We start from the raw sequence: 21,516 nt of genomic DNA on the forward strand, positions 1-21,516 counted from the left end.
GGTGGGTTCGGGGATCAGCGCGGGTCCGGGGCCAGGCCGAGCTCCCGCAGGCCGGACTGCCCGCCCTCGAGATCGGTGGCCCGGTGCAGGCCGAGCTCCTGCAGGGCGGCGGCGGCGAGGGACGAGGTGTACCCCTCCTGGCACACCACCACCCAGGCGACGTCGTGGTCGACCGCCTCGGGCAGGCGGTCGTCGCTGGTGGGGTCGCAACGCCACTCCAGGACGTTGCGCTCCACGACGAGGGCACCCGGGACGGCACCCTCGGCGGCACGCTGGGCGGCCGGTCGGATGTCCACCACCAGAGCCCCGCCGGCCACGGCCGCGGCGAGCTCCTGCGGCTGCAGCCTGGTGAGCCCGGTACGGGCCCGGTGGAGCAGCTGGTCCACGGTCAGCGGGACGGGGTCCGGGGGCGGCGGGGTCACCGTGCCGGAGCCCGGTCGACGTTGCGCTCGTAGACCAGGCGCAGACCCACCAGGGTCAGGAACGGCTCGTGGTGGGCGATGGTCGCCGACTCCGCGACCACGAGCGGCGCCAGGCCACCGGTGGCCAGCACGGCCACGGGCTCGCCCGAGTCGCCCACCAGCTCGTCGAGGATCCGCCGCACGAGCCCGTCGACCTGCCCGGCGAAGCCGTAGACGATGCCCGACTGCAGGCACTCCACGGTGTTCTTGCCGATCACCGAGCGTGGCCGGACCAGCTCGACCTTGCGCAGGGCGGCGGCCCGGGCGGCCAGGGCGTCCACGCTGATCTCGATGCCGGGGGCCAGCGCCCCGCCGAGGAACTCCCCCCGCGCGCTGACCACGTCGATGTTGGTGGACGTGCCGAAGTCCACGACCACGCACGCGGTGCCGTGCAGGTGGTGCGCGGCCAGGGTGTTGATCACCCGGTCCGCGCCGACCTCCTTGGGGTTGTCCACCAGCAGCGGCACCCCGGTGCGCACCCCGGGCTCGACGACGACGTGCGGCACGTCCCCCCAGTAGCGGGTGAGCATGGAGCGCAGCTCGCGCAGCACGGCGGGCACGGTGGACAGGGCCGCGACCCCGGTGACGTCGTGCACGTGGTGGCCGAGCAGCCCCCGCATGATGAGCGCCATCTCGTCGGCGGTCATCCGGGCGTCGGTGCGCATCCGCCAGTCGCGCACCAGGCTCGGGGTCTCGCCCTCGGTGGTGTCGCTGAACAGGCCCAGCACGATGTTCGTGTTGCCGATGTCGATGGTCAGCAGCACGGGATCAGGCCTCCGTCGGCTGCAGCGGCGCCGGGTCCGGGTCCGGGTCCGGGGAGATCAGCGCGTCCAGCCGGGCCGCGTCCGGGGTCTCGGCCGACTCGGTGACCGCACCCGAGCGCAGGCCGGAGCCCGCCGGGGCGTGCGCCGGGTCCGCGCCGAGCTCGACGACGCGGTTGTCGGCGTCGACGAAGACGACGCGGGGCGCGGACGTGCGGGCCTCGGAGGGATCCATCATCCCGTAGCTGATGAGGATGACCAGGTCACCGGGCACGACCAGGTGCGCGGCCGCCCCGTTGATGCCGATCACCCCGCTGCCGCGCTCGCCCGGGATGACGTAGGTCTCCAGGCGAGCCCCGTTGGTGACGTCCACGATGGCCACCTGCTCACCCTCGAGGAGGTCGGCGGCGTCCATCAGGTCGCGGTCCACGGTGACGGAACCGACGTAGTGCAGGTCGGCCTGCGTCACCGTCGCACGGTGGATCTTGGACTTGAGCATGGTGCGGAACACGGTCAGGCCTCCGGGACGGCGGTCGGTGCGGGAACGTTCAGGAAGCCGGTGCCGAGGGCGACGCCGACGTTGTCGATGAGCCGGGTGGGGCCGACGCGGGCCGCGACGAGCAGCCGGGCGTCACCCTGCGCAGGGGCAGGTCCGAGGTGGAGGTCGCGCAGCTCGAGGTAGTCCACGACCACCCCGGGCTCCGCGTCGAGGACGGCGCGGGCGGTCTCCAGCACCACCTCCGCGCCCCCCTGGGCGGCGTGCGCGCCGGCGACGAGCGCCGCGGAGAGCACCACGGCCGCCCGGCGCTGGTCCGCGTCGAGGTAGGCGTTGCGCGAGCTCAGGGCCAGACCGTCGGGCTCGCGCACGGTGGGCACGCCGACCACCCGGACCCCCAGGTCCAGGTCGGCCACCATCTGCCGGACCAGGGTCAGCTGCTGGAAGTCCTTCTCCCCGAAGAACGCCGTGTCCGGCCCGACGACGGCGAACAGCTTGGCGACGACGGTGAGCATCCCCCCGAAGTGTCCCGGTCGCGACGCCCCCTCGAGCTCGGCGCCGAGCGGCCCCGGGTGCACGGTGGTGCGTCGCCCGCGCGGGTACATGCCGTCCGCGGACGGCGCGAGGACCAGGTCCACGCCGGCCTCCCGCAGCAGCTCGGTGTCGCGCTCCAGGGTCCGGGGGTAGGCCTCGAGGTCCTCGCCGGCCCCGAACTGCAGCGGGTTCACGAAGATCGACACCACGACGGTGGAGCCCGGCACCCGCCGCGCGTGCCGCACCAGCTCGAGGTGCCCGGCGTGCAGCGCGCCCATGGTGGGCACGAGCACCACGCGTCGACCGGCGGCCCGCAGGGCACGGCTGGTGCGGGCCAGCTCGGCCGGATCGTGGTGCACCGTGGCTGCACCGGGGGTGAAGCGGCGCAGGGGGGGACGGGGCGGGGCGGTCACGAGAGCTCCTCCAGGACGGCTCGGGCGGCGGCGGCGGTGATGAGGGCGTGCTGCTCGGCGCGCTGCGCCGTCCGGCGGGACAGCGCCCGGTAGGCCTCGGCGAGCTCGGGGTCCACAGCCCGGAGCACGCGCAGGTGGGCGGCCACCGCGGCCGCGTCGCCCCGGGCGACCGGCCCGGTGAGCGCGCGGTCCCCGTGGCGCAGCGCGTTGTCCAGCGCGGCCGAGAGCAGCGGGCTGAGCAGCCGCTCGGCGGGCACCCCGCCCGTGGTGACCGACTCGAGCACCTGCACCGCGTCGCGCACCAGCGTCACCAGGTGGTTCGCACCGTGGGCGAGGGCGGCGTGGTAGGTCTCCCGGTCGGCCTCGGCCACCCGCACCGGCTCGGCCCCGACCTCCAGCACTAGCGCCTCGCCCACCGCCCAGCCCAGCTCGTCGCGCGCGGTCACGCCGAAGCAGCAGCTGGCCAGGCGGGCGGTGTCCTCCGGGTGGCCGGTGAACGTCATCGCCGGGTGCAGCGCGAGCGGGAGGGCCCCGAGCCGGGTGAGCGGCTCCAGCACGCCGACGCCGCGGGCCCCGCAGGTGTGCACCACGATCTGGCCCGGTCGCACGGCACCGGTGGACGCGAGCCCGGCCACGAGCCCGGCCAGCGCGTCGTCGGGCACTGCGAGCAGCAGCAGGTCCACCCGGCCGGCGACCTCGTCGGGCGGCAGGACCACGGCGTCGGGCAACCGGTCGGCGGCACGGCGACGGGAGGCGTCCGAGATCGCCGAGGTGGCCACGACGAGGTGGCCGGCGTGCTCCCACGCCTGCCCGAGCGCGGTGCCCACGCGCCCGGCGGAGACGACCCCCACCGTCAGCCGCGCGGGGGCGCCGGGGCTCTCGTGCGACGTCATCGTCGTCCTTCCTCGTCCTCGTTCCGGTCCCGCAGCAGGGGTACCGGTCGGTTGCGCGCACACGCTACGGCCGTGCGCGCGGTGGGCGAAGCCGACGTGATCCCGGTCATGGGGGCAGAGTCAACGCCCGTGTGGCGGGACTGGGAGCAGGCGTGGGAGCAGGCGCTGTACGGCCCCGGCGGCTTCGTGCGCTCCGGGCAGCCACCCGCCGCCCACTTCCGCACGTCGGTGCACGTGGGCGGGTTGCTCGCCGAGGCCGTGGTGGAGCTGCTCGGTCGGGTCGACACCGCCCTCGGCCACCCCGCGACCGTGGACCTGGTGGACCTGGGCGCCGGGGGCGGGGAGCTGCTCGCCGGGGTCGTGGAGCGGCTGCCGACCGGGCTGCGGAGCCGGGTTCAGCCGCTCGCGGTGGACCTCCGGTCGGCGCCCGACGGGTGGTCGCTGCCCTGGGCGACCGCCATGCCGGACCGGCTGCACGGGCTCGTGGTGGCCCACGAGTGGCTCGACGCGCTGGCCTGCCCCGTGGTGGTGGAGGTCGACGGGGTGCTGCGGCGGGTGCAGGTGGCCACCGGAGGACCGGAGCGGGACGGTTCGGAGCGGGCCGGACCAGCCGCCGACGGGGCCGCGCGGGCGTGGTGGCGGCGGTGGGGCGGTGGGAGCCGCGGCGAGGTCGGTCTCCCGCGGGACACGGCCTGGTCCGCGGTGCTGTCCCACGTCGTGGCGGGGGCGGCGGTCGCCGTCGACTACGGCGTGGTCCGGCCGGCCGACACCCTGGCTGCCTACCGCCACGGCCGGCAGGCGCCTCCGGTGCCGGACGGCTCCTGCGACCTCACGGCGCACGTGCACTGGCCGTCGGTGGCGGCCCGGGGCGGCAGGCTCGTCACCCAGGCCGAGGCCCTGACCCGGCTCGGGGTGTCGGCAGGGGTCCCGGACCCCGACGGCTGGGGGTGGCTGCTGCACGCCGAGCGCTCCGGGCAGCTCGCGGAGCTGAGCGACCCGTCCGGGCTGGGCGGGTTCGGCTGGCTGCTGGCCGAGCGGGGCGGGGCACGGCGGCTGCTCGGCTGACCGTGGGCGGACCCGGCCGCCCGCGGCTGGCACGATCGTCGACGTGGACCGCACCGTGACCGTCGGCATCGGCGCCGCCACCGAGCACCTCGGGGTGGACCACGTCGTCGACCTCGGTCCGCTGCACCCCAGCGCCCACGGCGCCATGCGACTGCGGCTGGGCCTGGCGGGCACGGGTCCGGGTGCCGTCATCACCTCCGCCGTCCCGCTGGTGGGCCACCTGCACCGCGGCGCGGAGAAGCTGTTCGAGGTCCGCGACTACCGGCAGGTGATGGCCCTGGCGAACCGGCACGACTGGTGGGCCGCGGTGGCCAACGAGGTGCTCGTGGCCCACGCCGTCGAGCGGATGACGGGGATCACCGTGCCCGCCCGGGCGGTGCGGCTGAGGGTCTTGCTGTGCGAGCTGGGCCGGGCGATGGCGCACCTCGCGTTCCTGACCCCGCTGACCCGGACCGTCGGGGGCGCCCACACCGAGGCCACCACCGCCGCGGTGTCGGCGCGCGAAGCCGTGCAGCAGGTGCTGGAGGAGGCCTCGGGCGGGCGCATCCACCTCGTCGCCAACCGCATCGGGGGCCTGCGCGAGGACGTCCCGGCGGGCTGGACCGAGAGGGTGGCCGCCGCGCTGGAGGTGGTCACGGCCGCGCTCGTGGCCGTGCGGCAGGCCACGGTCGAGGACGCGGGCTTCGTCGCGCGCCACCGCGGGGTGGGCGTGCTGGCCCACCGGGACGCGGTCGCCCTCGGCGTGACCGGTCCGGCCGGGCGGGCGAGCGGGGTGGACCTCGACCTGCGACGTGACGACCCCGCCGAGGGCTACGCCGAGCTCGGGGTCCGGCCGGTGCTGGGGTCGACCGGGGACGCCCTGGCCCGGGTGCAGGGCCAGGTGGCCGAGGTGGCGCTCGCCGTCGAGCTCGTCGCCCGGTGCCTGCTGGACGTGCCCGACGGTCCGGTCAACGTCCGGCTGCCGGGAACGGTGGCACCGGGCGAGGGCTCCGTGCACGTGTGGGGCGAGGCGCCGCTCGGGGTGGCCGGGGTGCACCTGGTGTCCCGGGGGGAGCGGACGCCGTGGCGGCTGCGGCTGCGGACGGCGTCGTTCAGCAACGTCCAGGCGCTCGCGGTGCTGCTCCCCGGCACGCCGCTCGAGCTCCTGCCCGTGGCACTGGGATCGTTCGCGGTCGTGGTCGGGGACATCGACCGCTGAGCGGGCGGACGTGCCCGGACCCGCTCAGTCCTCCGAGCGACGACGGCGGCGGGGTCCGGTCGACCCCGCACCGTAGGCGGCGAGCAGGTCGGACACGGATCGGCCCGCGCTGTGCGCACCAGCCGCAGCGGGGCCGGTCGCGTCGGCCTCGGGCTCGGGCTCGGCCGGACGGACGGCGGCGAGAACCTCGGTGGGCGCATCCGGGGCGACCGGCTCGGACCGGGGCTCGACGATCTCCAGCTCGGCGCTCTGCGGCTCGCCGGACGCCTCCGGCGGGTCCCCGTGCACGGCGGGTGCGGGGACCGCCGGACGCGGATCGGGCGCGTGCTCCACGGTCTCGGCCTCGAGCGGGTCGGGGCCGTGCGGGGTCCCTCCCAGCTGTGCGGTGGACCCGGCCTCGACACGGGCGGTGTCGGTCAGCGAGCGCAGGCGGGTGGACTCGGCGCGCAGGGCCACCCGCTCCACCAGCAGGTCACCGGACAGCAGCAGCGAGAGGTTCTCCCGCAGCGCCTTGAGCTCCTCGCGCAGCTCGTCGAGCTCGAGGCGACCCTCCTGGCGCACCTCGGCCGACACCTGCGCCCGGACCTCGCGCTCGGTGGCCAGCTCGTGCTCGCGGCGCGCCCGGACCTCCCGCTCCAGCTCGAGCTCGTAGACCGCCCGCTGGTCCGCGGAGCGGGACACGGCGCGCTCGGTGTCCTTCCGGAAGTGGACGACGGCCACCAACGAACCGAAGGCCACCCACAGCAGCGAGACCAGGCCGAGCCGCAGCAGCCTCGCGTCGTCGGTGAAGAACAGCGCGACGCTCCCGAACACCGCCAGAACCGCCAGCACACCACCGATGACCTGCAGCGGACCCCTCCTGCCTCGGCGGCTGTAGGAGCCACGGGCGGGGGAGGTCATGCGGGCAAGGGTACTCGGGCGGCCCGTCCGGACGGCTCACCCACGGGGTTGGCGCGCGGCGCGGGCCGGATCACTCCGGCCGGGGTGGGTCGGGGTCATCAGGGGTGCGGCAGGCGTGCTCGAGCCCCAGCGCAGCCACCACGAGCAGCAGGGCGCACACCAGTCCCACCACCGCACCGGGCACGTCCTGCGCAGCGGCCGCGAGCTGGGCGCGCCGCGGCAGGAGGTACACCAGAGCCCCCGTCCAGACCCCGGCCACCACGGTGCCGGCCACCGAGCTCGCCTTGGCCAGTGCCACCGAGCGCGCCGCCATGATCGGGTCGAGCAGCCGTGCCCCCGGCCGCCGCTCGATGCGTCCCCGCAGGACCACCGCGAGTCCCACCTCGACCACGGCGAGCAGCAGCAGGGACACACCGGCCAGCAGGGGCACCGGGGGGAGCGAGCCGTAGAACCCGCGGGCGAGCAGCCACGTCCCGGCCACGGCCACCACCCACAGCAGCACCAGGTCGCCCGGTCGTGTCGTGCTCACCGGCGCACCAGCACCAGCTCGCTCCGGTGCACGCCCGCCCGCTCGGCGGGGTCGAGACCGGCCAGCAGCTCGGCGACGCTCCCCCGCCCGGGCACCACGGCCGCCGGGTCCACCTCCGCCCACGGCACCAGCACGAAGGCCCGCTCGTGCGCCCGGGGGTGCGGCAGCACGAGCTCGGGGTCGTCGCTGACGGCGCCGTCGCAGTCGAGCACGTCCACGTCGAGCGTCCGCGGACCCCACCGCAGGGGACGTGCGCGCCGGGCGGTCTCCTCCAGCCCCTGGCCCGCGCGCAGCCAGGCCGCCGCGTCCCGCTCGGGGTCCTCGACCACGAGCACGGCGTTGAGGAAGTCCTGCTGCTCCACCCCGCCCCAGGGGGCCGTCGAGTACACCGACGAGCACGCGCGAACGGCTCCGCCCAACCCGTCGACCACGCTCTGCAGGTGCGCGAGCCGGTCCCCGAGGTTCGAGCCGATCGAGAGCACGGCCCGGCTCACGCGCGTGCTCCACGGGTCCGCCGAACGACCACCGCCACGTCGGCGAAGGTCAGGGGGATCGGCGCCGAGGGCTTGTGCAGCGTCACCTCCACCTGGTGGACCCGGGCGTCGGCGGCCAGCACACCCTCGGCGATCTCGGCGGCCACGGTCTCGATGAGGTCGCGCGGCGGGCCGGCGACCACGGCGGCGGCGGCCTCGGCCAGCTCTCCGTAGTGCAGCGTGTCCACCAGGTCGTCCGACGCGGCGGCCGGGGCCAGGTCGATGCTGACGACCAGGTCGACGAGGAAGTCCTGCCCGTCGCGCTTCTCGTGGTCGAAGACCCCGTGGTGCCCGCGCACCCGGAGCCCACGGAGCTCGATCCGGTCGACGGGGACGCTCACCACCGGCCCTCCAGCTCGGCCGGCGAGGTGCCCAGGGTCCACGCGGTGGCCACGGCGACGGCATCCATGGTCGCGGCCACGTCGTGCACCCGGACCCCCCAGGCCCCGTTGACCGCGGCCAGCGCCGAGATCGCCGCCGTCGCGACCTCCCGGCCCTCCGGCGGGCGCGGGGTGCCGTGCGCGTCGGCGAGCAGCGAGCCCAGGAACCGCTTGCGCGACGCCCCGACCAGGACGGGGAAGCCCAGGTCGGTCAGCGCGCGCAGGGTGCGCAGCAGGGCCCAGTTGTGCGCGGCGTTCTTGGCGAAGCCGAGACCGGGGTCCACCACCAGCGCGGCAGGGTCCACCCCGGCCAGCACCGCAGCGTCCAGCTGGGTCACGAGCTCCTGGCGGACCTCGGCCACGACGTCCTCGTACCCGGCCGCGGCGTCCATCACGGCGCTGTGCGCACGCCAGTGCATCAGCACCCACGGCACCCCGGCCGCGGCCACCACCCGGGCCATCCGGGCATCGGCGAGCCCGCCGGAGACGTCGTTGACCACCCGCGCACCGGCGTCCAGGGCCGCCTCGGCCACCCCTGCGCGCATGGTGTCCACGCTGACGGGCACACCGTGGGCCACGAGCTCGGTGATCACCGGCACCACCCGGGCCGCCTCGCTCGCCGCGTCGACCCGCTCCGCACCGGGCCGGGTGGACTCACCGCCGACGTCCACCAGGTCCGCCCCCTGGCGGTGCAGCTCCACCCCGTGGGCCACGGCGGCGTCGCGGTCCAGGAAGCGACCACCGTCGGAGAACGAGTCCGGGGTGACGTTGAGGATCCCCATGACCACGCAGCGTCCGGGGTCGGGCAGCCCGGGGTGCACCCGGCGCGCGGCCGAGCTCACCGGCTGCGGATGAGCTGCAGCGCCTCGGCCCGGCTCGCCGCGCTCGTCTTGAACAACCCGCGCACGGCCGACGTGGTGGTGCTCGAGCCGGGCTTGCGGATTCCCCGCATGGCCATGCACAGGTGCTGGGCCTCCATGACGACGATGACGCCGCGCGGCTCGAGCCGACGGACCAGGGCGTCGGCCACCTGGCCGGTCAGCCGCTCCTGCACCTGCGGGCGCTTGGCGTAGAGGTCGACGACGCGGGCGAGCTTGCTCAGCCCGGTGACCCGGCCGTTCTCGCCGGGGATGTAGCCGACGTGCGCCACGCCGTGGAAGGAGACCAGGTGGTGCTCGCAGGTCGAGTAGGTGGGGATGTCCTTGACCAGCACGAGCTCGTCGTGGCCCTCGTCGAAGGTCGTCGAGAGCACCTCGTCGGGATCGGTGTACAGCCCATCGAACATCTCCCGGTAGGCCCGCGCGACCCTGGCGGGTGTCTCGAGGAGCCCCGCCCGGTCGGGGTCCTCCCCGCAGGCCAGCAGGAGCTCGCGCACGGCGGCCTCGGCGCGGGCCCGGTCGAACACGTCCCTCCCCGGAACCGCCGGACCACGCCGGACCGGGGTGCTGCTGCTCTGCTCAACCTGCTCGACCGCCGTCATCGACGTCCTCCGTGCTCTCTGGTGCGCTGACTCGTGCGGGCAGCGAGCAGGGCACGGTCGCGGGTGCGATCGTGCCCTGCGGACGGGCTGGGCTCAGCGACCGTCGCGGTCGTCGGGGTCGCGTGCATCCCACTGCCGCGTCGGCTCGCCGTCGCGGTGCGCTCCGCCCCCGACCTCGGGTGCCGTGGAAGGGGATCCGCCACCGCGGCCGTCGGGACCGCCCGGGCCGTAGCCCTGGGGCCCGTAGCCGTTGGGGCCGTAACCGGCGGAAGGACCACCGTTGGGGCCGTAACCGGCGGAAGGACCGCCGTTGGGGCCGTAGCCGTTCGGCGGACCGCCGTTGGGACCGTAACCGTTCGGCGGACCACCGTGGGGGCCGTAACCGCCACCCTGGTTGGAGCCGGACCCGTTGGGCTGGCCCTGCGGGGGCGGGAAGCCGCCGCCGCTCGCCGGGCCCTGCGGAGCACCGTTGGGTCCCCGCGGGGGCCAGCCGGGGGCGGACCAGCCGGGAGGCGCTCCGTAGTCCGGGCGCGAAGCGCCGGGGGCCGACGGCGCCTGAGGGCCACCGGACCACGCGCCACCCTGCTGGGGTGCGGGACGAGCACCCGAGCCGACCGCCGGGCCACCCCAGCTGCCTCCCGCGACCGCACCCACGGGCTCGGGCTTGCGCAGGTCGGGCCCGGTCGACGGCGGGGGCCAGGGCTCGCCGCGCTCGATGGCGCGCTCGCCCGGGGTCTGCACCGGCGGCTTGTCCGACGGGGTGCGACCGCCGAAGTCGTTGAACGCCGTGATGCGCGGACGCTTCTGCACGTCGGAGAGCACGCGCTCGAGGTCCTTGCGGTTCAGCGTCTCGGTCTCGAGCAGCTCGGTGGCGAGCCGGTCGAGGGCGTCCCGGTAGGTGTTGAGGATGTCCCACGCCTCGGTGTGCGCGGCCTCGATCAGCTTGCGCACCTCCTCGTCGATCTCGTGGGCCACCTCGAGGGAGTAGTCGGCCTGGCTGCCCATCGACCGACCGAGGAACGGGTCACCCTGCTCATGGCCGTACTTCACCGCACCCAGCGCCGAGCTCATGCCGTACTCGGTCACCATGGCCCGGGCGATCTTGGTCGCCTGCTCGATGTCCGAGGACGCGCCCGTGGTCGGCTCGTGGAAGACGAGCTCCTCGGCGGCGCGCCCCCCCATGGCGAAGACCAGCCGGGCGATCATCTCGGAGCGGGTCATGAGGCCCTTGTCGTCCTCCGGGACGGCCAGGGCGTGCCCGCCGGTCTTGCCACGGGCCAGGATCGTGACCTTGTAGACGGGCTCGATGTCCGGCATGGCCCACGCAGCCAGCGCGTGACCACCCTCGTGGTAGGCCGTGATCTTCTTCTCGTGCTCGCTGATGAGACGGCTCTTGCGGCGCGGACCCCCGACGACGCGGTCGACGGACTCCTCCAGCGCGGCCGCGGTGATGACCGTGCCGTTCTCCCGGGCGGTGAGCAGCGCGGCCTCGTTCAGCACGTTGGCCAGGTCCGCGCCGGACATGCCGACGGTGCGCTTGGCCAGGCCCTCGATGTCGGCGTCCTCGGCGATGGGCTTCCCGCTGGCGTGCACGCGCAGGATCGCCCGACGCCCGGCCAGGTCCGGCGCGCCGACGGGGATCTGCCGGTCGAAGCGGCCCGGGCGCAGCAGAGCCGGGTCGAGGATGTCGGGCCGGTTGGTGGCGGCGATGAGGATCACGCCGGTGCGCGGGCCGAAGCCGTCCATCTCGACCAGCAGCTGGTTCAGGGTCTGCTCGCGCTCGTCGTGCCCGCCGCCCATCCCGGCCCCGCGCTGGCGGCCCACCGCGTCGATCTCGTCGACGAAGATGATGCAGGGCGCGTTCTGCTTGGCCTGCTCGAACAGGTCGCGCACCCGGGAGGCACCGACACCGACGAACATCTCCACGAAGTCCGAGCCGGAGATGGTGAAGAAGGGGACGCCCGCCTCCCCGGCCACGGCCCGGGCCAGCAGCGTCTTGCCGGTTCCGGGGGGGCCGTACAGCAGCACGCCGCGCGGGATCTTCGCACCCAGGGCCTGGTAGCGGGCCGGGTTCTGCAGGAAGTCCTTGATCTCGTAGAGCTCCTCGACGGCCTCGTCCGCACCGGCAACGTCGGCGAACGTCGTCTTGGGCATGTCCTTGCTCAGCTGCTTCGCCTTGGACTTGCCGAAGCCCATGACACCGCCGCGTCCGCCGCCCTGGCTGCGGTTCATGATGAAGAACAGCAGGCCCAGCACGAGCAGCAGCGGCAGCAGGAAGCTCGCGATGCTCGAGAGGAAGCCCGGGTTGTTGACCGTCGTGGTGAACCCGCCGGAGAGCTTCGCGTCCTGCACGTCGGTGAAGATCTTCGCCGTGGCGTCGGCCGGGTACTTGGTGATGAGCAGGGTGGTGCCGTCGGGCACACCCTGGACCCCGGACGTGCCGCTGGCCAGGGTGAGGCGCAGCTGCTGCTCACGGTCGTCGATCTGGGCGTCCTTGGCCTTGCCTCCGGCCAGCTGGGACAGCGCGGTGGACGTGTCGACCGTCGTGTAGCCCCGGGTGTCGCTACCGCTGAAGTAGGTGAAGCCGGCGATGACCAGCAGCACCACCAGGGCGATGCTCAGGTTGCGGGGGAGGTTCTTGCGGTTCATGCACCTGCGGCCGTGACGGCCTCGTCCTTCCGGGAGAGGGCCCGGGTGCCGACGGCGCCACGGAAGGCACGGACGTCGCCCCGGAGGGGAAAGGCTACCCCGGGAGCTCGGAGCCCACAGGGCGCTCGTCCGCTGGCTGCGGACGCGCTACCGGGCCAACGACGGGGGGCACCGCTGCGTTCCCCCGGGGAGCGGGCCCGTGCCCTCAGCTTGTGTAGACCCGGGGCTCCAACGTGCCGATGTAGGGCAGGTCACGGTAGCGCTCGGCGTAGTCGAGGCCGTAGCCCACGACGAACTCGTTGGGGATGTCGAAGCCCACGTGCGCCACCTCGACGTCGACCTTGGTCGCGTCCGGCTTGCGCAGCAGCGCGCAGACCTGCAACGACGCGGGGTTGCGGGTGGAGAGGTTCTTCATCAGCCAGGAGAGGGTCAGACCGGAGTCGATGATGTCCTCGACGATGAGCACCCGGCGCCCGGCGATGTCGCGGTCGAGGTCCTTGAGGATGCGGACCACGCCCGAGGAGCTGGTCGAGCTGCCGTACGAGCTGACCGCCATGAACTCCAGCTGGACCGGGACGGGCAGCGCGCGGGCCAGGTCGGTCATGAACATCACAGCGCCCTTGAGCACCCCCACGAGGATGAGGTCGTCACCGGGGTCGGTCGGCTCGGCGGCGGCGATCCGCGCGGCCAGCTCGACCGTCTTGGCGTGCAGCTCGTCGGCGGTGATCAGCACGGAGGCGATGTCGCCGGAGTAGAGCTCGGTGCGGTCACCGTCGGGCACGTGGGCTCCCTCAGCTGGTCTGTCGGCGTGGCGCGGTGCTCAGCCTGCCACGCGCCCGGGCGACCACCAACCCACCCCCGACGCTCACGCCGCCCTGCCCGCGCCACGCCCCGAGCAGCTCGTCCACCCACCGCAGCTGGTCGTCGGTCAGCGCGCTGGCCCCGTGCGCGAGCAGCCAGGTGCGCAGCACCCGGCGGCGCAGCGCGGAGGGGTGCGGGGCCAGGTGCTCGGCGTCCAGCTCCGCCCCGAGCAGGGCGCCCGACAGCAGCTCGGCGGCCTGGGCGTCGAGCACGTCGCAGTCCTCGCGGAGCTGGGCGGCGGTGCGGGCCAGGGCCGGGGCCACCCCCTCGGCGAGCACGTCCTCCAGCAGCGGCAGCACCTCGTGGCGCAGCCGGACCCGGGTGAACGTCGGGTCGTCGTTGTGCGGGTCGTGGTGCGGGTGCAGACCGAGCGCGGCGCACGCCGCGTGGGTGGCGGCCCGGCGCACCCCCAGCAGCGGCCGGCCCCAGGGTGCGTCCCAGGGGCGCATGCCGGCCAGCGACCGCGGGCCCGAGCCACGGCCGAGCCCCAGCAGCACCGTCTCGGCCTGGTCGTCGAGGGTGTGCCCGAGCAGCACGGGTGCACCCGCAGCGGCCGCCCGGAGCGCGGCGTAGCGGGCCCGGCGTGCAGCCGCCTCGAGCCCCCCGGAGCCGACCACCCGGACGGTGAGCACCCGTGCCTGCGCGCCCGCACCCCGTGCGGCCCGCGCAGCGGCCTCCGCGGTGTCGGCCGAGCCCGGCTGCAGCTGGTGGTCGACGACGAGGGCGAGAACGGGTCCCCCCACCTCGTGCACGGCACCGGCCAGCAGGGCCAGGGAGTCGGCCCCCCCGGAGACCGCGACGGCGAGATCAGCGTCCGGCGCGTGCTCGGCCCGCCAGCGGCGCACCGCCCGCCGCACGTCCGCCACGGCCGGATCGGGCCCCGCGCTCACGGGTGCCCAGCGCCGTTCGGGGTCGTCGGGCTCACCCGAGCACGCGCCGCACCCAGCGGTCGGGCTCGGTGATCTCCGCGTCGGTGGGCAGCGTGTCCGTGCTCGTCCACACCGCGTTGAACCCGTCCATCCCGGCCGTGGCCACCACCCGGTCGACGAAGGCCTTGCCCCGCACGTACTGCGCGATCTTCGCGTCCACCCCGAGCAGGGCCCGCAGGACGCGGTGCACGGGGTTGGTCGGCCGGGTGCGGCGGCGGTCGAAGGCGGTGCGGATGCCCCGGACCGAGGGCACCACGGCGGGTCCCACCGAGTCCATCACGTGGTCTGCGTGCCCCTCGAGCAGGGTGCCCAGCGCCAGCAGCCGGTCCAGCGCCCGGCGCTGCCCGGGGGTCTGCAGGCTGCGCACCAGCCCCACCACCCCGTCCGGCCGCTCCCCGCTGCGCACCACCTCCAGGACGCGGCCCAGCGGGAGGCCGCCCTGCTCGGGCGCCGTGAGGGTGCCCACGGTCTCGGCCATGTACCCGCTCAGCCAGGGCACCGCGGTGAACTGCACCCGGTGGGTCACCTCGTGCAGGCACACCCAGAGGCGGAAGTCGTGCGGGTCCACCCGCAGCGCGCGCTCGACCGCCACGACGTTCGGGGCGACGAGCAGCAGGGTGCCCGTGCTCGTGCCGGGCTGGTGGGTGAAGGGGTCGAACTGCCCCAGGATCGCTCCGGAGAGGTAGCCCAGCAGGGCCCCGGCCTGCAGCGCGGCCGCCCGCCCGGTGATCCCCGGACCCGGCCCGCCGGGCACCCTGGCGGTGCCGGTGAGCGAGCCCGTGGACGCGGCTGCGGCCCGCGCCCAGCGGGCCCGGTCCACCACGAGCGCGGGGGCGACCGGCAGACCGTCCGCCAGGCGGGTGACCTCGCGCACCGGGGCCTCGGCCCGCACGGCGGCGTCCGCCAGCTCGGCCACCACGGCCGCGGCCTCGGCGCGGGTGGTGGTGGGGCCGGGGCGGGCGAGGCGGGCGGCGGTCCGTCCGGCCAGCGGCCAGTCCACCACGGGGAGCTGGGGGTTCACCGGCAGCCGCAGGAGCGCAGGGCGGTGGCGATCGCGTCCAGGGCGGGGCGGGTCACCGCCGGCGAGGCCCCGGTGGACATCAGCGCGAACCCGAGCACCCGCCCGTCGGTGTCGGCGACCGTCCCCGCCAGCGAGCTCACCCCGTCCAGGGTGCCCGTCTTGGCCCGCACGAAGCCCGCCCCCGAGGACGGTGCCGCGTCCCGCGAGCCGCCGTAGCGGTTGGCGAGCGTTCCGGTGGCCCCGGCCACGGGCAACCACGTGAGCAGCGGGCGCAGGGTCGCTGACAGCGGTCCGGAGCCGGCGGCCGCGGCGACGACGTCGGAGAGCAGCCGAGCCGGGATCCGGTCGTCCACCGAGAGCCCGCTGGTGTCGAGGCCCGTCAGGCCGGTGACATCGATGCCGTGCGCCGCGAGGGTCTGGCTGACGGCGGCGGCCGCCCCGGCGAACGTGGGGGCCTGCCCGCGGGCCAGCGCGACCTCGCGGCCGATCGCCTCCGCCTGCAGGTTGTCCGAGCGGACCAGCATCGCCTCCGCCCGGGTGCGCAGCGGGGCCGACCGGACCTCCGCGAGCTGGCGGGCCCCGTCCGGTGCGGGGCCGGCCGTCACCGCGGCCGGGGCCAGCCCGAGCCGTTGCGCGAACGTGCGACCGGCGTCCAGGGCCGGGGTCGCGCTGCGGGGCGGGTCCTCCACCAGGGGCTTGCTGCGCGCGCCGTCGAGCATGAGCGCCTCGACGGGCGCGGTGTAGCCCCCGGCGACGTCGGCCCGGGACCACCCCGGGGCGAGACCGTCGCCGCTCCACCGCCTGGTGTCGACCACCACGGAGGTGACCGACACCCCGCTGGCCCGCACCTGGGCCACCAGGTCGTCCAGCCGCGGGGCGCCCGGGTAGTAGGTGGGACTGCCCGCGGGCTGGGCGGAGAGCGTCACGTCCCCGCCGCCCACGATCGCCACCTGGCCGGGCACGTCGGTCGCCACCACCCTGGTCGGCACCTCGTCGTCCACGCCGAGGGTCAGCAGAGCCGCCGCCGTGGTGAGGATCTTCATGGTCGAGGCGGGCTCCTGCGGGACCTCCGGCCGCGACTCCCACAGCACGGCCCCGGTGGCGGCGTCGGTCACGCGCCCGGTGAACGTGCCCAGGGACGGGTTGGCCGCGAGCGGGTCGAGCACGGCGGCGAGCGCGGCCACGGCGGGCTGCGGCGCGTCCGCCGGCAGCGGGACCACGACGGCCGCGGCGCTCATGGGGACCGGCGGCGCGCTGGTCACGGTGACCGGACCGGTGTGCGTGCCCACGGCGACCGAGACCCCGCCACGTCCCTCGACCACCGCGGCGGCCACGGCGGCCACGAGCAGGAGGACGGCGGTCCCGGCGAGCAGGCGGGTGGCTCGCGTGCGGCCGGGCAGGGCCAGCCGGCGCGACACCCGTCGACCCAGCACGTCCTGATCCCCTCCCAGCCGCCGGCACGACCACCTCGTTGACAGGGTGAGCCCGCTCGTGGGCCAGACTAGCGTCGAGCACCGACAAGCCCGCCGCGCAGCGACGCCACGGGCCCACTCACGGAGGGCAGGAACGCGTGGACTTCGACGTCACGATCGAGATCCCCAAGGGGAGCCGCAACAAGTACGAGGTGGACCACGGGACGGGGCGCATCCGGCTGGACCGGACCCTGTTCACGGCCACCCAGTACCCGGCCGACTACGGGTTCATCGACCACACGCTCGGTGAGGACGAGGATCCGCTGGACGCGCTCGTGCTCATCTCCGAGCCGACCTTCCCCGGCTGCGTCGTCAAGGTCCGCGCGATCGCGATGTTCCGGATGACCGACGAGGCCGGCGGCGACGACAAGGTGCTCTGCGTCCCCGCGGACGACCCGCGCCAGGAGAACCTGCAGGACATCGGCGACGTGTCCGAGTTCCACCTGCTGGAGATCAAGCACTTCTTCGAGGTCTACAAGTCCCTCGAGCCCGGCAAGAGCGTCGAGGGCGCGGAGTGGGTCGGCCGGGCCGAGGCCGAGGCCGAGATCCAGCGCTCCTTCGACCGCGCCAAGGGCACGCCCTTCGAGCACCACCCGGTGCCGGTGCTCGGCCAGCACTAGCGCCACCGACGACGACGGGGCCCGGCCGCAGCTGCGGCCGGGCCCCGTCGTGCTCGGGTGGCAGTCAGTCCCCGCCCACCGGGGAGTGCGCCGGGCGCCCCTCGGGACGGTGCACCTCCTCGAGGAGCTCGACCCTGGCCCCGTCGCTGAGCTCCGCGAACGGTTCCTGACCGGGGGCGGCCTCGTGCTTGCCGGACCCGGCGGGTGCGGTCCCGTGGTCCACGTCGTCCCCGGTGAAGGTGGGCATGGCCGCGTCCGGTACCGGCACCTGCTCCGCGGCGGCCGCGGCGTCACGGTCGGCCTGCGCGGCCTGGATCCCCGACTGGGTGCGCAGCGGCACGTTCTTCAGCATCAGCACCAGCAGGAACCCGATGACCATGACCACGCCCACGATGACGAAGACGTAGTCCATCGCGTTGGAGAACCCGATCCGGAAGGGGTCGCCGAGCACCGAGGACAGCTTGCCGATGAACGAGGTGTCGCTGAGCACCTGTCCGGCCACCGCGGGGTCCCCGCTGGCCAGGCCCCGTCCCAGCGCTGCGACCGTGGGGTCGCTGCTGGCGCCGGCCTGCTGCACGGCCTGCCCGAAGGCCGGGTTCTGCGCGGCCGAGCCGATCGCCCCGCCGATCTTGGTGGGCAGCTCGGTGAACAGCAGCGACAGGAACACCGCGACACCGATCGTGCCCCCGATCTGGCGGAAGAACGTGGCCGAGGAGGTGGAGACCCCCATGTCCTTGGGCGGCATGGCGTTCTGGATCGCCAGCGTGATCGGCTGCATGACGTTGCCCAGCCCGTAGCCGAAGGCCAGCATCAGGGCCATCACGACCACCAGCGAGGTGTCGAACCGGACGAGCGAGAAGCCGAACATGCCGACGGCCATGATCGCCGTGCCGATGACCGGGAAGATCCGGTAGGTCCCGGTGCGGGAGATGATCTGTCCCGAGGAGATGGCGCCGATCATGATGCCGATCACCAGCGGCAGGGTCTGCAGACCGGCGATGGTGGGCGAGGAGCCCTTGACCACCTGCAGGTACTGCGGCAGCAGCGAGATCCCACCGAACATCGCGGCACCGACGACCACGCTGACGACGCTGCCGAGGGCGAAGGTCTGGTTGCGGAACATCCGCAGCGGGATGAGGGCGTCGTCGCCCTTGCGGTGCTCGGCCCAGAGGAAGGCAGCGATGCCGGCAGCACCGATCGCGTAGCAGAGGACCGCCCGCCCGGAGCCCCAGCCCCAGGTCCGACCCTGCTCGGCGATGATGAGCAGCGGGACCAGTCCGACGGCCAGCCAGGCCGCACCCGCCCAGTCCACGGTGGCCTCGCGGCGGTGCACCGGCAGGTTGAGCACCCGGGCCACCACGATCAGCGCGACGATGCCGACGGGGACGTTGACGAAGAAGACCCAGCGCCAGCCGGTGATCCCGAGGATGGACGCCTGGCCGGCGAGCACGCCGCCGATGACCGGGCCGAGCACGCTCGAGGTGCCGAACACGGCGAGGAAGTAGCCCTGGTACTTGGCGCGCTCCCGTGGCGGCACGATGTCACCGGTGATGGTCAGGGCCAGCGAGAACAGGCCACCGGCACCGAGACCCTGGAAGGCCCGGAAGCCGGCCAGCTCGTACATCGAGGTGGCGAAGCCGCAGAGCATCGACCCGACCACGAAGATCGAGATCGCGGCCAGGAAGAAGGGCTTGCGGCCGTAGAGGTCGCTGAGCTTGCCGTACAGCGGTGTGGCCAGCGTGGAGGTGATCAGGTACGCCGTGGTCACCCAGGCCTGCACCGAGTACCCCTGGAGGTCGTCGGCGATGGTCCGGATGGACGTGGAGACGATGGTCTGGTCCAGCGCCGCCAGGAACATGCCCATCATGAGGCCGGCGAGGATGGTGAGGATCTGCTTGTGGCTGAAGGTGCCGTCGGCGTTGGCGCCGCCGTGCCTCACCTTCTCCAGGCTGGGCGGGGTGACGGACCCCGTGGTGTCTGCGGTGGTGCTCATGACTCTCCTTCGGTGCCCAGGACCTGCTCGCGGGCGGCCAGCATCTGGGGGCGGTGGTGCTCGAAGTCGGTGGTGAACCTCGCGAGCAGGGTGGTGAGCGCCGAGCGGTCCTGGGTGGACCAGTCGGCGACGACGGTGGCCATCGCGGCGTTGCGGCGGCGGCGGTGGGTGTGGGCCCACTCGGTTCCGGTGGTGGTCGCGGCGAGCACGGTGGCGCGGCCGTCGTCCGGGTCGGCCTCGCGGTGCACGTAGCCGAGCGCGACGAGCTGAGCGACGTGCCGGCTGATGGTCGACGGGTCCGCGAGCAGGGCCTCGGCCAGGGCGCCGGAGCGCTGCGGTCCGTCGTGCACCAGGCGGTGCAGCACGCTGAAGGCGGCCTTGTCGACGTCGTCGCCGCGCCGGGCCGCGACCTGGGCCGCGGTGCGCTCCATGACCTTGAGCAGCCGGACGAGCTCGTCGCCGAGCTGCTCGGAACCGTCGACGCCGTCGTCGCCGATCCCGGTGGGCTCGGTGACGGTGGGCTCGGTGACGGTGGGCTCGGTGGTGCTCAGGGACACCGGCTCCTCCTCTGCCTCGTCTTGGTGCTTGTGCCACCCAACTAGTTGGTGGCCGCAAGCATGCACTCGACGACGGGCGTCGTCAAACGGGCTCGCGGTGGGACGGGTCACCGGGGCGCGGTGACCTGGTGGTCACCGCGTCCCGCGGGAGCACCCTCGACGGGTCAGCGGCCCCGGAACACGGGTTCGCGGCGCGAGAGCACTGCCGTCACGGCCTCGCCGAGGTCCTCCGAGGCCATGAAGGCCGAGTTCCAGGCGCCGACGTAGCGCAGGCCGCCGGCCACCCGGTCGGCCCGCTCGTCCTCCAGCACGGCCTTGATGCCCTGCACCACCAGCGGCGGGTTGGCGGCGATCTCGGCGGCGCACGCGTGCGCCGCGGCGAGCACGGCCTCCGCGTCGGCGAAGACCTCGTTGACCAGACCGATCCGCTCCGCACGCGCGGCGTCCACGTCCTTGCCGGTCATCGCGAGCTCGCGGAGGTGACCGTCCCCGATGATGGCCGGCAGGCGCTGCAGGCTGCCGAGGTCGGCGACGATGCCGACCTTGACCTCGCGCACCGAGAAGCTGGCGTCGGCGCTGGCGAAACGGATGTCGCACGCGGAGATGAGGTCCACCCCGCCGCCGATGCACCGACCCTGCACGGCCGCCACCACCGGCTTGCGGCAGTCGGCGACCGCGGAGATCGACCGCTGCATCATCTTGAGGTTCTCCAGGAACCCCGTGCGCGGCCCGGCGAGCCCGGCCTCGCCGGAGAACAGCGAGCCCAGCACGCCGCTCATCGCCGCCAGGTCGAGGCCGTAGGAGAAGTTGCGGCCGGAGGCGGCCACCACCACCGCGCGGACCTCCGGGTCCGCGTCCAGCGCGTCGAACACCAGCGGCAGCTCGCGCCAGAAGTCCGGGCCCATGGCGTTGCCCTTGCCGGGGCCGGTGACCGTCACCTGCGCCACCGCGCCGGTCCGGTCGACGGTCATGGAGGCGTGTGTCTCGGTCATCGGGGGCTCCTGGGGCGCGGCGGACGTGAGGAGGCCCACTCAACCAGGGTCGACGTGTGCGCGTGCGCGCAGGACGGGCGTGCAGCCGTGGTGCGGTCGACGAGCCGGGCCACCGCCACCCGCTCAGCCCGCGCCTGCTGGACGGGCGGCCGCCGCGGCCAGCAACCCGGCGAGCACCGCCGACACCGCAGTCGCGATCTCCGCCTCGCCCACCGCCACCGGGTCCGCGGCGTGCTCGACCGTGAGGCCGAGCAGCACCGCGAGCAGCACCTGGGCTGCGGCCGTGCCGTCCAGCCCGACGGCGCCCCACTGGTCGGCACGGTCGCGGACGAGCTCGGCCAGAGCCGCGCGCTGCGCTCGCCGCTGCGCGGTGTATGCCCTGCGCACCACGTCGTCGCGGCCGGCCTGCACCGCGAGCTCCAGCACCAGTAGGTGCCACTGCGGGTCGGCGACGACCCGCGCCCCGAGCGCCAGCCCGATCCGTCGCACGCCCTCGTCCACCCCCACCCCGTCCACCCCGGCGAGCAGGCTCTCCAGCAGGGCGTCGGCGTGGTGGGCGAGCAGGGCCGTGAACAACCCCTGCTTGGAGTCGAAGTTGGAGTACACCGCGCCCTTGGTGAAGCCGGCCGCACGGGCGATGACGTCGAGCCGGGCGCCGGCGTACCCGCGGGCACGGAACTCCTCGGTCGCGGCCCCGAGCAGCCGGGCGCGCACCTGCTCGCGTGACGGTCGTGACACCGGAACCGGTTGACCTGATCCATTCACGATACTTACGGTAT

At 74.7% G+C, this 21,516-nt stretch carries 23 protein-coding genes; 3 read left to right on the forward strand and 20 right to left on the reverse strand.

What is annotated here, in order from left to right:
* Positions 1-14: 14 nt before the first annotated feature.
* Genes RHODO2019_RS14900 through RHODO2019_RS14920 form a run of 5 tightly spaced genes read right to left on the reverse strand, consistent with a single transcriptional unit; the run spans position 15 to position 3,558 of the window.
* Entirely contained in the window at positions 15-422 is a 408-nt protein-coding gene (locus tag RHODO2019_RS14900) for a rhodanese-like domain-containing protein (RefSeq protein ID WP_265382522.1), read from the reverse strand.
* Complete coding sequence (locus RHODO2019_RS14905; protein WP_265382523.1) at positions 419-1,225, reverse strand: type III pantothenate kinase; 807 nt, start codon at positions 1,223-1,225, stop codon at positions 419-421. Before RHODO2019_RS14905 ends, RHODO2019_RS14900 begins: the two co-directional genes overlap by 4 nt.
* A gap of 4 nt (positions 1,226-1,229) precedes the next feature.
* The gene (panD, locus tag RHODO2019_RS14910) at positions 1,230-1,733 is read right to left on the reverse strand and encodes an aspartate 1-decarboxylase (RefSeq protein ID WP_265382524.1); all 504 of its coding nucleotides are present in this window, start codon (positions 1,731-1,733) and stop codon (positions 1,230-1,232) included.
* 2 nt (positions 1,734-1,735) lie between these two features.
* On the reverse strand, positions 1,736-2,665 hold the full coding sequence (gene panC, locus RHODO2019_RS14915; protein WP_265382525.1) for a pantoate--beta-alanine ligase: 930 nt from the start codon (positions 2,663-2,665) through the stop codon (positions 1,736-1,738).
* The gene (locus RHODO2019_RS14920) at positions 2,662-3,558 is read right to left on the reverse strand and encodes a Rossmann-like and DUF2520 domain-containing protein (RefSeq protein ID WP_265382526.1); all 897 of its coding nucleotides are present in this window, start codon (positions 3,556-3,558) and stop codon (positions 2,662-2,664) included. Before RHODO2019_RS14920 ends, panC begins: the two co-directional genes overlap by 4 nt.
* 72 nt (positions 3,559-3,630) lie before the next feature.
* Here RHODO2019_RS14920 and RHODO2019_RS14925 point away from each other — a divergent pair, with 72 nt between their 5' ends.
* Positions 3,631-4,623 carry an SAM-dependent methyltransferase gene (locus RHODO2019_RS14925; RefSeq protein ID WP_265382527.1) on the forward strand — a complete coding sequence of 331 codons (993 nt, stop codon included), beginning with the start codon at positions 3,631-3,633 and terminating at the stop codon, positions 4,621-4,623.
* Positions 4,624-4,666: 43 nt separating this feature from the next.
* Complete coding sequence (locus RHODO2019_RS14930) at positions 4,667-5,821, forward strand: NADH-quinone oxidoreductase subunit D-related protein (RefSeq protein ID WP_265382528.1); 1,155 nt, start codon at positions 4,667-4,669, stop codon at positions 5,819-5,821.
* Positions 5,822-5,845: 24 nt separating this feature from the next.
* On the opposite strand, the gene RHODO2019_RS14935 is transcribed toward RHODO2019_RS14930, so the two are convergent.
* The 11 genes from RHODO2019_RS14935 to dacB form a co-directional block, all read right to left on the reverse strand.
* Positions 5,846-6,721 carry a DUF6779 domain-containing protein gene (locus tag RHODO2019_RS14935; RefSeq protein WP_265382529.1) on the reverse strand — a complete coding sequence of 292 codons (876 nt, stop codon included), beginning with the start codon at positions 6,719-6,721 and terminating at the stop codon, positions 5,846-5,848.
* A gap of 70 nt (positions 6,722-6,791) precedes the next feature.
* The gene (locus RHODO2019_RS14940; RefSeq protein WP_265382530.1) at positions 6,792-7,250 is read right to left on the reverse strand and encodes a DUF3180 domain-containing protein; all 459 of its coding nucleotides are present in this window, start codon (positions 7,248-7,250) and stop codon (positions 6,792-6,794) included.
* Positions 7,247-7,744 carry a 2-amino-4-hydroxy-6-hydroxymethyldihydropteridine diphosphokinase gene (folK, locus tag RHODO2019_RS14945; RefSeq protein ID WP_265382531.1) on the reverse strand — a complete coding sequence of 166 codons (498 nt, stop codon included), beginning with the start codon at positions 7,742-7,744 and terminating at the stop codon, positions 7,247-7,249. Before folK ends, RHODO2019_RS14940 begins: the two co-directional genes overlap by 4 nt.
* The gene (gene folB, locus RHODO2019_RS14950) at positions 7,741-8,124 is read right to left on the reverse strand and encodes a dihydroneopterin aldolase (protein ID WP_265382532.1); all 384 of its coding nucleotides are present in this window, start codon (positions 8,122-8,124) and stop codon (positions 7,741-7,743) included. The genes folK and folB overlap by 4 nt, the downstream gene beginning before the upstream one ends.
* Positions 8,121-8,945: a dihydropteroate synthase gene (folP, locus tag RHODO2019_RS14955; protein ID WP_265384803.1), complete on the reverse strand. Its 825-nt coding sequence runs from the start codon at positions 8,943-8,945 to the stop codon at positions 8,121-8,123. Before folP ends, folB begins: the two co-directional genes overlap by 4 nt.
* Positions 8,946-9,001: 56 nt before the next feature.
* Positions 9,002-9,643: a GTP cyclohydrolase I FolE gene (gene folE / locus RHODO2019_RS14960; protein ID WP_265382533.1), complete on the reverse strand. Its 642-nt coding sequence runs from the start codon at positions 9,641-9,643 to the stop codon at positions 9,002-9,004.
* Positions 9,644-9,736: 93 nt separating this feature from the next.
* A complete protein-coding gene (gene ftsH, locus RHODO2019_RS14965; protein ID WP_265382534.1) occupies positions 9,737-12,292 on the reverse strand; it encodes an ATP-dependent zinc metalloprotease FtsH in 2,556 nt (851 codons plus the stop codon).
* Positions 12,293-12,497: 205 nt separating this feature from the next.
* A complete protein-coding gene (gene hpt / locus RHODO2019_RS14970) occupies positions 12,498-13,073 on the reverse strand; it encodes a hypoxanthine phosphoribosyltransferase (RefSeq protein ID WP_265382535.1) in 576 nt (191 codons plus the stop codon).
* 10 nt (positions 13,074-13,083) lie between these two features.
* Positions 13,084-14,043: a tRNA lysidine(34) synthetase TilS gene (gene tilS / locus RHODO2019_RS14975; protein ID WP_265382536.1), complete on the reverse strand. Its 960-nt coding sequence runs from the start codon at positions 14,041-14,043 to the stop codon at positions 13,084-13,086.
* 31 nt (positions 14,044-14,074) lie between these two features.
* A complete protein-coding gene (locus RHODO2019_RS14980; protein WP_435532232.1) occupies positions 14,075-15,109 on the reverse strand; it encodes a zinc-dependent metalloprotease in 1,035 nt (344 codons plus the stop codon).
* On the reverse strand, positions 15,100-16,536 hold the full coding sequence (gene dacB, locus RHODO2019_RS14985) for a D-alanyl-D-alanine carboxypeptidase/D-alanyl-D-alanine endopeptidase (protein ID WP_265382538.1): 1,437 nt from the start codon (positions 16,534-16,536) through the stop codon (positions 15,100-15,102). The genes RHODO2019_RS14980 and dacB overlap by 10 nt, the downstream gene beginning before the upstream one ends.
* Before the next feature lie 137 nt (positions 16,537-16,673).
* Between dacB and RHODO2019_RS14990 the strand changes: the two genes are divergently transcribed.
* Positions 16,674-17,195: an inorganic diphosphatase gene (locus RHODO2019_RS14990; RefSeq protein WP_265382539.1), complete on the forward strand. Its 522-nt coding sequence runs from the start codon at positions 16,674-16,676 to the stop codon at positions 17,193-17,195.
* A gap of 64 nt (positions 17,196-17,259) precedes the next feature.
* On the opposite strand, the gene RHODO2019_RS14995 is transcribed toward RHODO2019_RS14990, so the two are convergent.
* The 4 genes from RHODO2019_RS14995 to RHODO2019_RS15010 form a co-directional block, all read right to left on the reverse strand.
* Complete coding sequence (locus RHODO2019_RS14995) at positions 17,260-19,062, reverse strand: MDR family MFS transporter (protein ID WP_265384804.1); 1,803 nt, start codon at positions 19,060-19,062, stop codon at positions 17,260-17,262.
* Positions 19,063-19,184: 122 nt separating this feature from the next.
* Complete coding sequence (locus tag RHODO2019_RS15000) at positions 19,185-19,745, reverse strand: MarR family winged helix-turn-helix transcriptional regulator (protein WP_265382540.1); 561 nt, start codon at positions 19,743-19,745, stop codon at positions 19,185-19,187.
* Positions 19,746-19,909: 164 nt separating this feature from the next.
* Complete coding sequence (locus RHODO2019_RS15005) at positions 19,910-20,737, reverse strand: crotonase/enoyl-CoA hydratase family protein (RefSeq protein WP_265382541.1); 828 nt, start codon at positions 20,735-20,737, stop codon at positions 19,910-19,912.
* Between the two features lie 123 nt (positions 20,738-20,860).
* Positions 20,861-21,475: a TetR/AcrR family transcriptional regulator gene (locus RHODO2019_RS15010; RefSeq protein WP_265382542.1), complete on the reverse strand. Its 615-nt coding sequence runs from the start codon at positions 21,473-21,475 to the stop codon at positions 20,861-20,863.
* Between the last annotated feature and the right edge of the window lie 41 nt (positions 21,476-21,516).

The organism is Rhodococcus antarcticus (genome assembly GCF_026153295.1).
In the GTDB taxonomy this organism is placed as follows: domain Bacteria; phylum Actinomycetota; class Actinomycetes; order Mycobacteriales; family Mycobacteriaceae; genus Rhodococcus_D; species Rhodococcus_D antarcticus.

Bases quoted from the DNA above. Each gene is read 5' to 3' on its own strand.
- RHODO2019_RS14920 (WP_265382526.1), bottom strand. From the start codon at position 3,558: ATGACGTCGCACGAGAGCCCCGGCGCCCCCGCGCGGCTGACGGTGGGG.
- RHODO2019_RS14935 (WP_265382529.1), bottom strand. From the start codon at position 6,721: ATGACCTCCCCCGCCCGTGGCTCCTACAGCCGCCGAGGCAGGAGGGGT.
- folP (WP_265384803.1), bottom strand. From the start codon at position 8,945: ATGGGGATCCTCAACGTCACCCCGGACTCGTTCTCCGACGGTGGTCGC.
- folE (WP_265382533.1), bottom strand. From the start codon at position 9,643: ATGACGGCGGTCGAGCAGGTTGAGCAGAGCAGCAGCACCCCGGTCCGG.
- ftsH (WP_265382534.1), bottom strand. From the start codon at position 12,292: ATGAACCGCAAGAACCTCCCCCGCAACCTGAGCATCGCCCTGGTGGTG.
- RHODO2019_RS14995 (WP_265384804.1), bottom strand. From the start codon at position 19,062: ATGATGGGCATGTTCCTGGCGGCGCTGGACCAGACCATCGTCTCCACG.
- RHODO2019_RS15005 (WP_265382541.1), bottom strand. From the start codon at position 20,737: ATGACCGAGACACACGCCTCCATGACCGTCGACCGGACCGGCGCGGTG.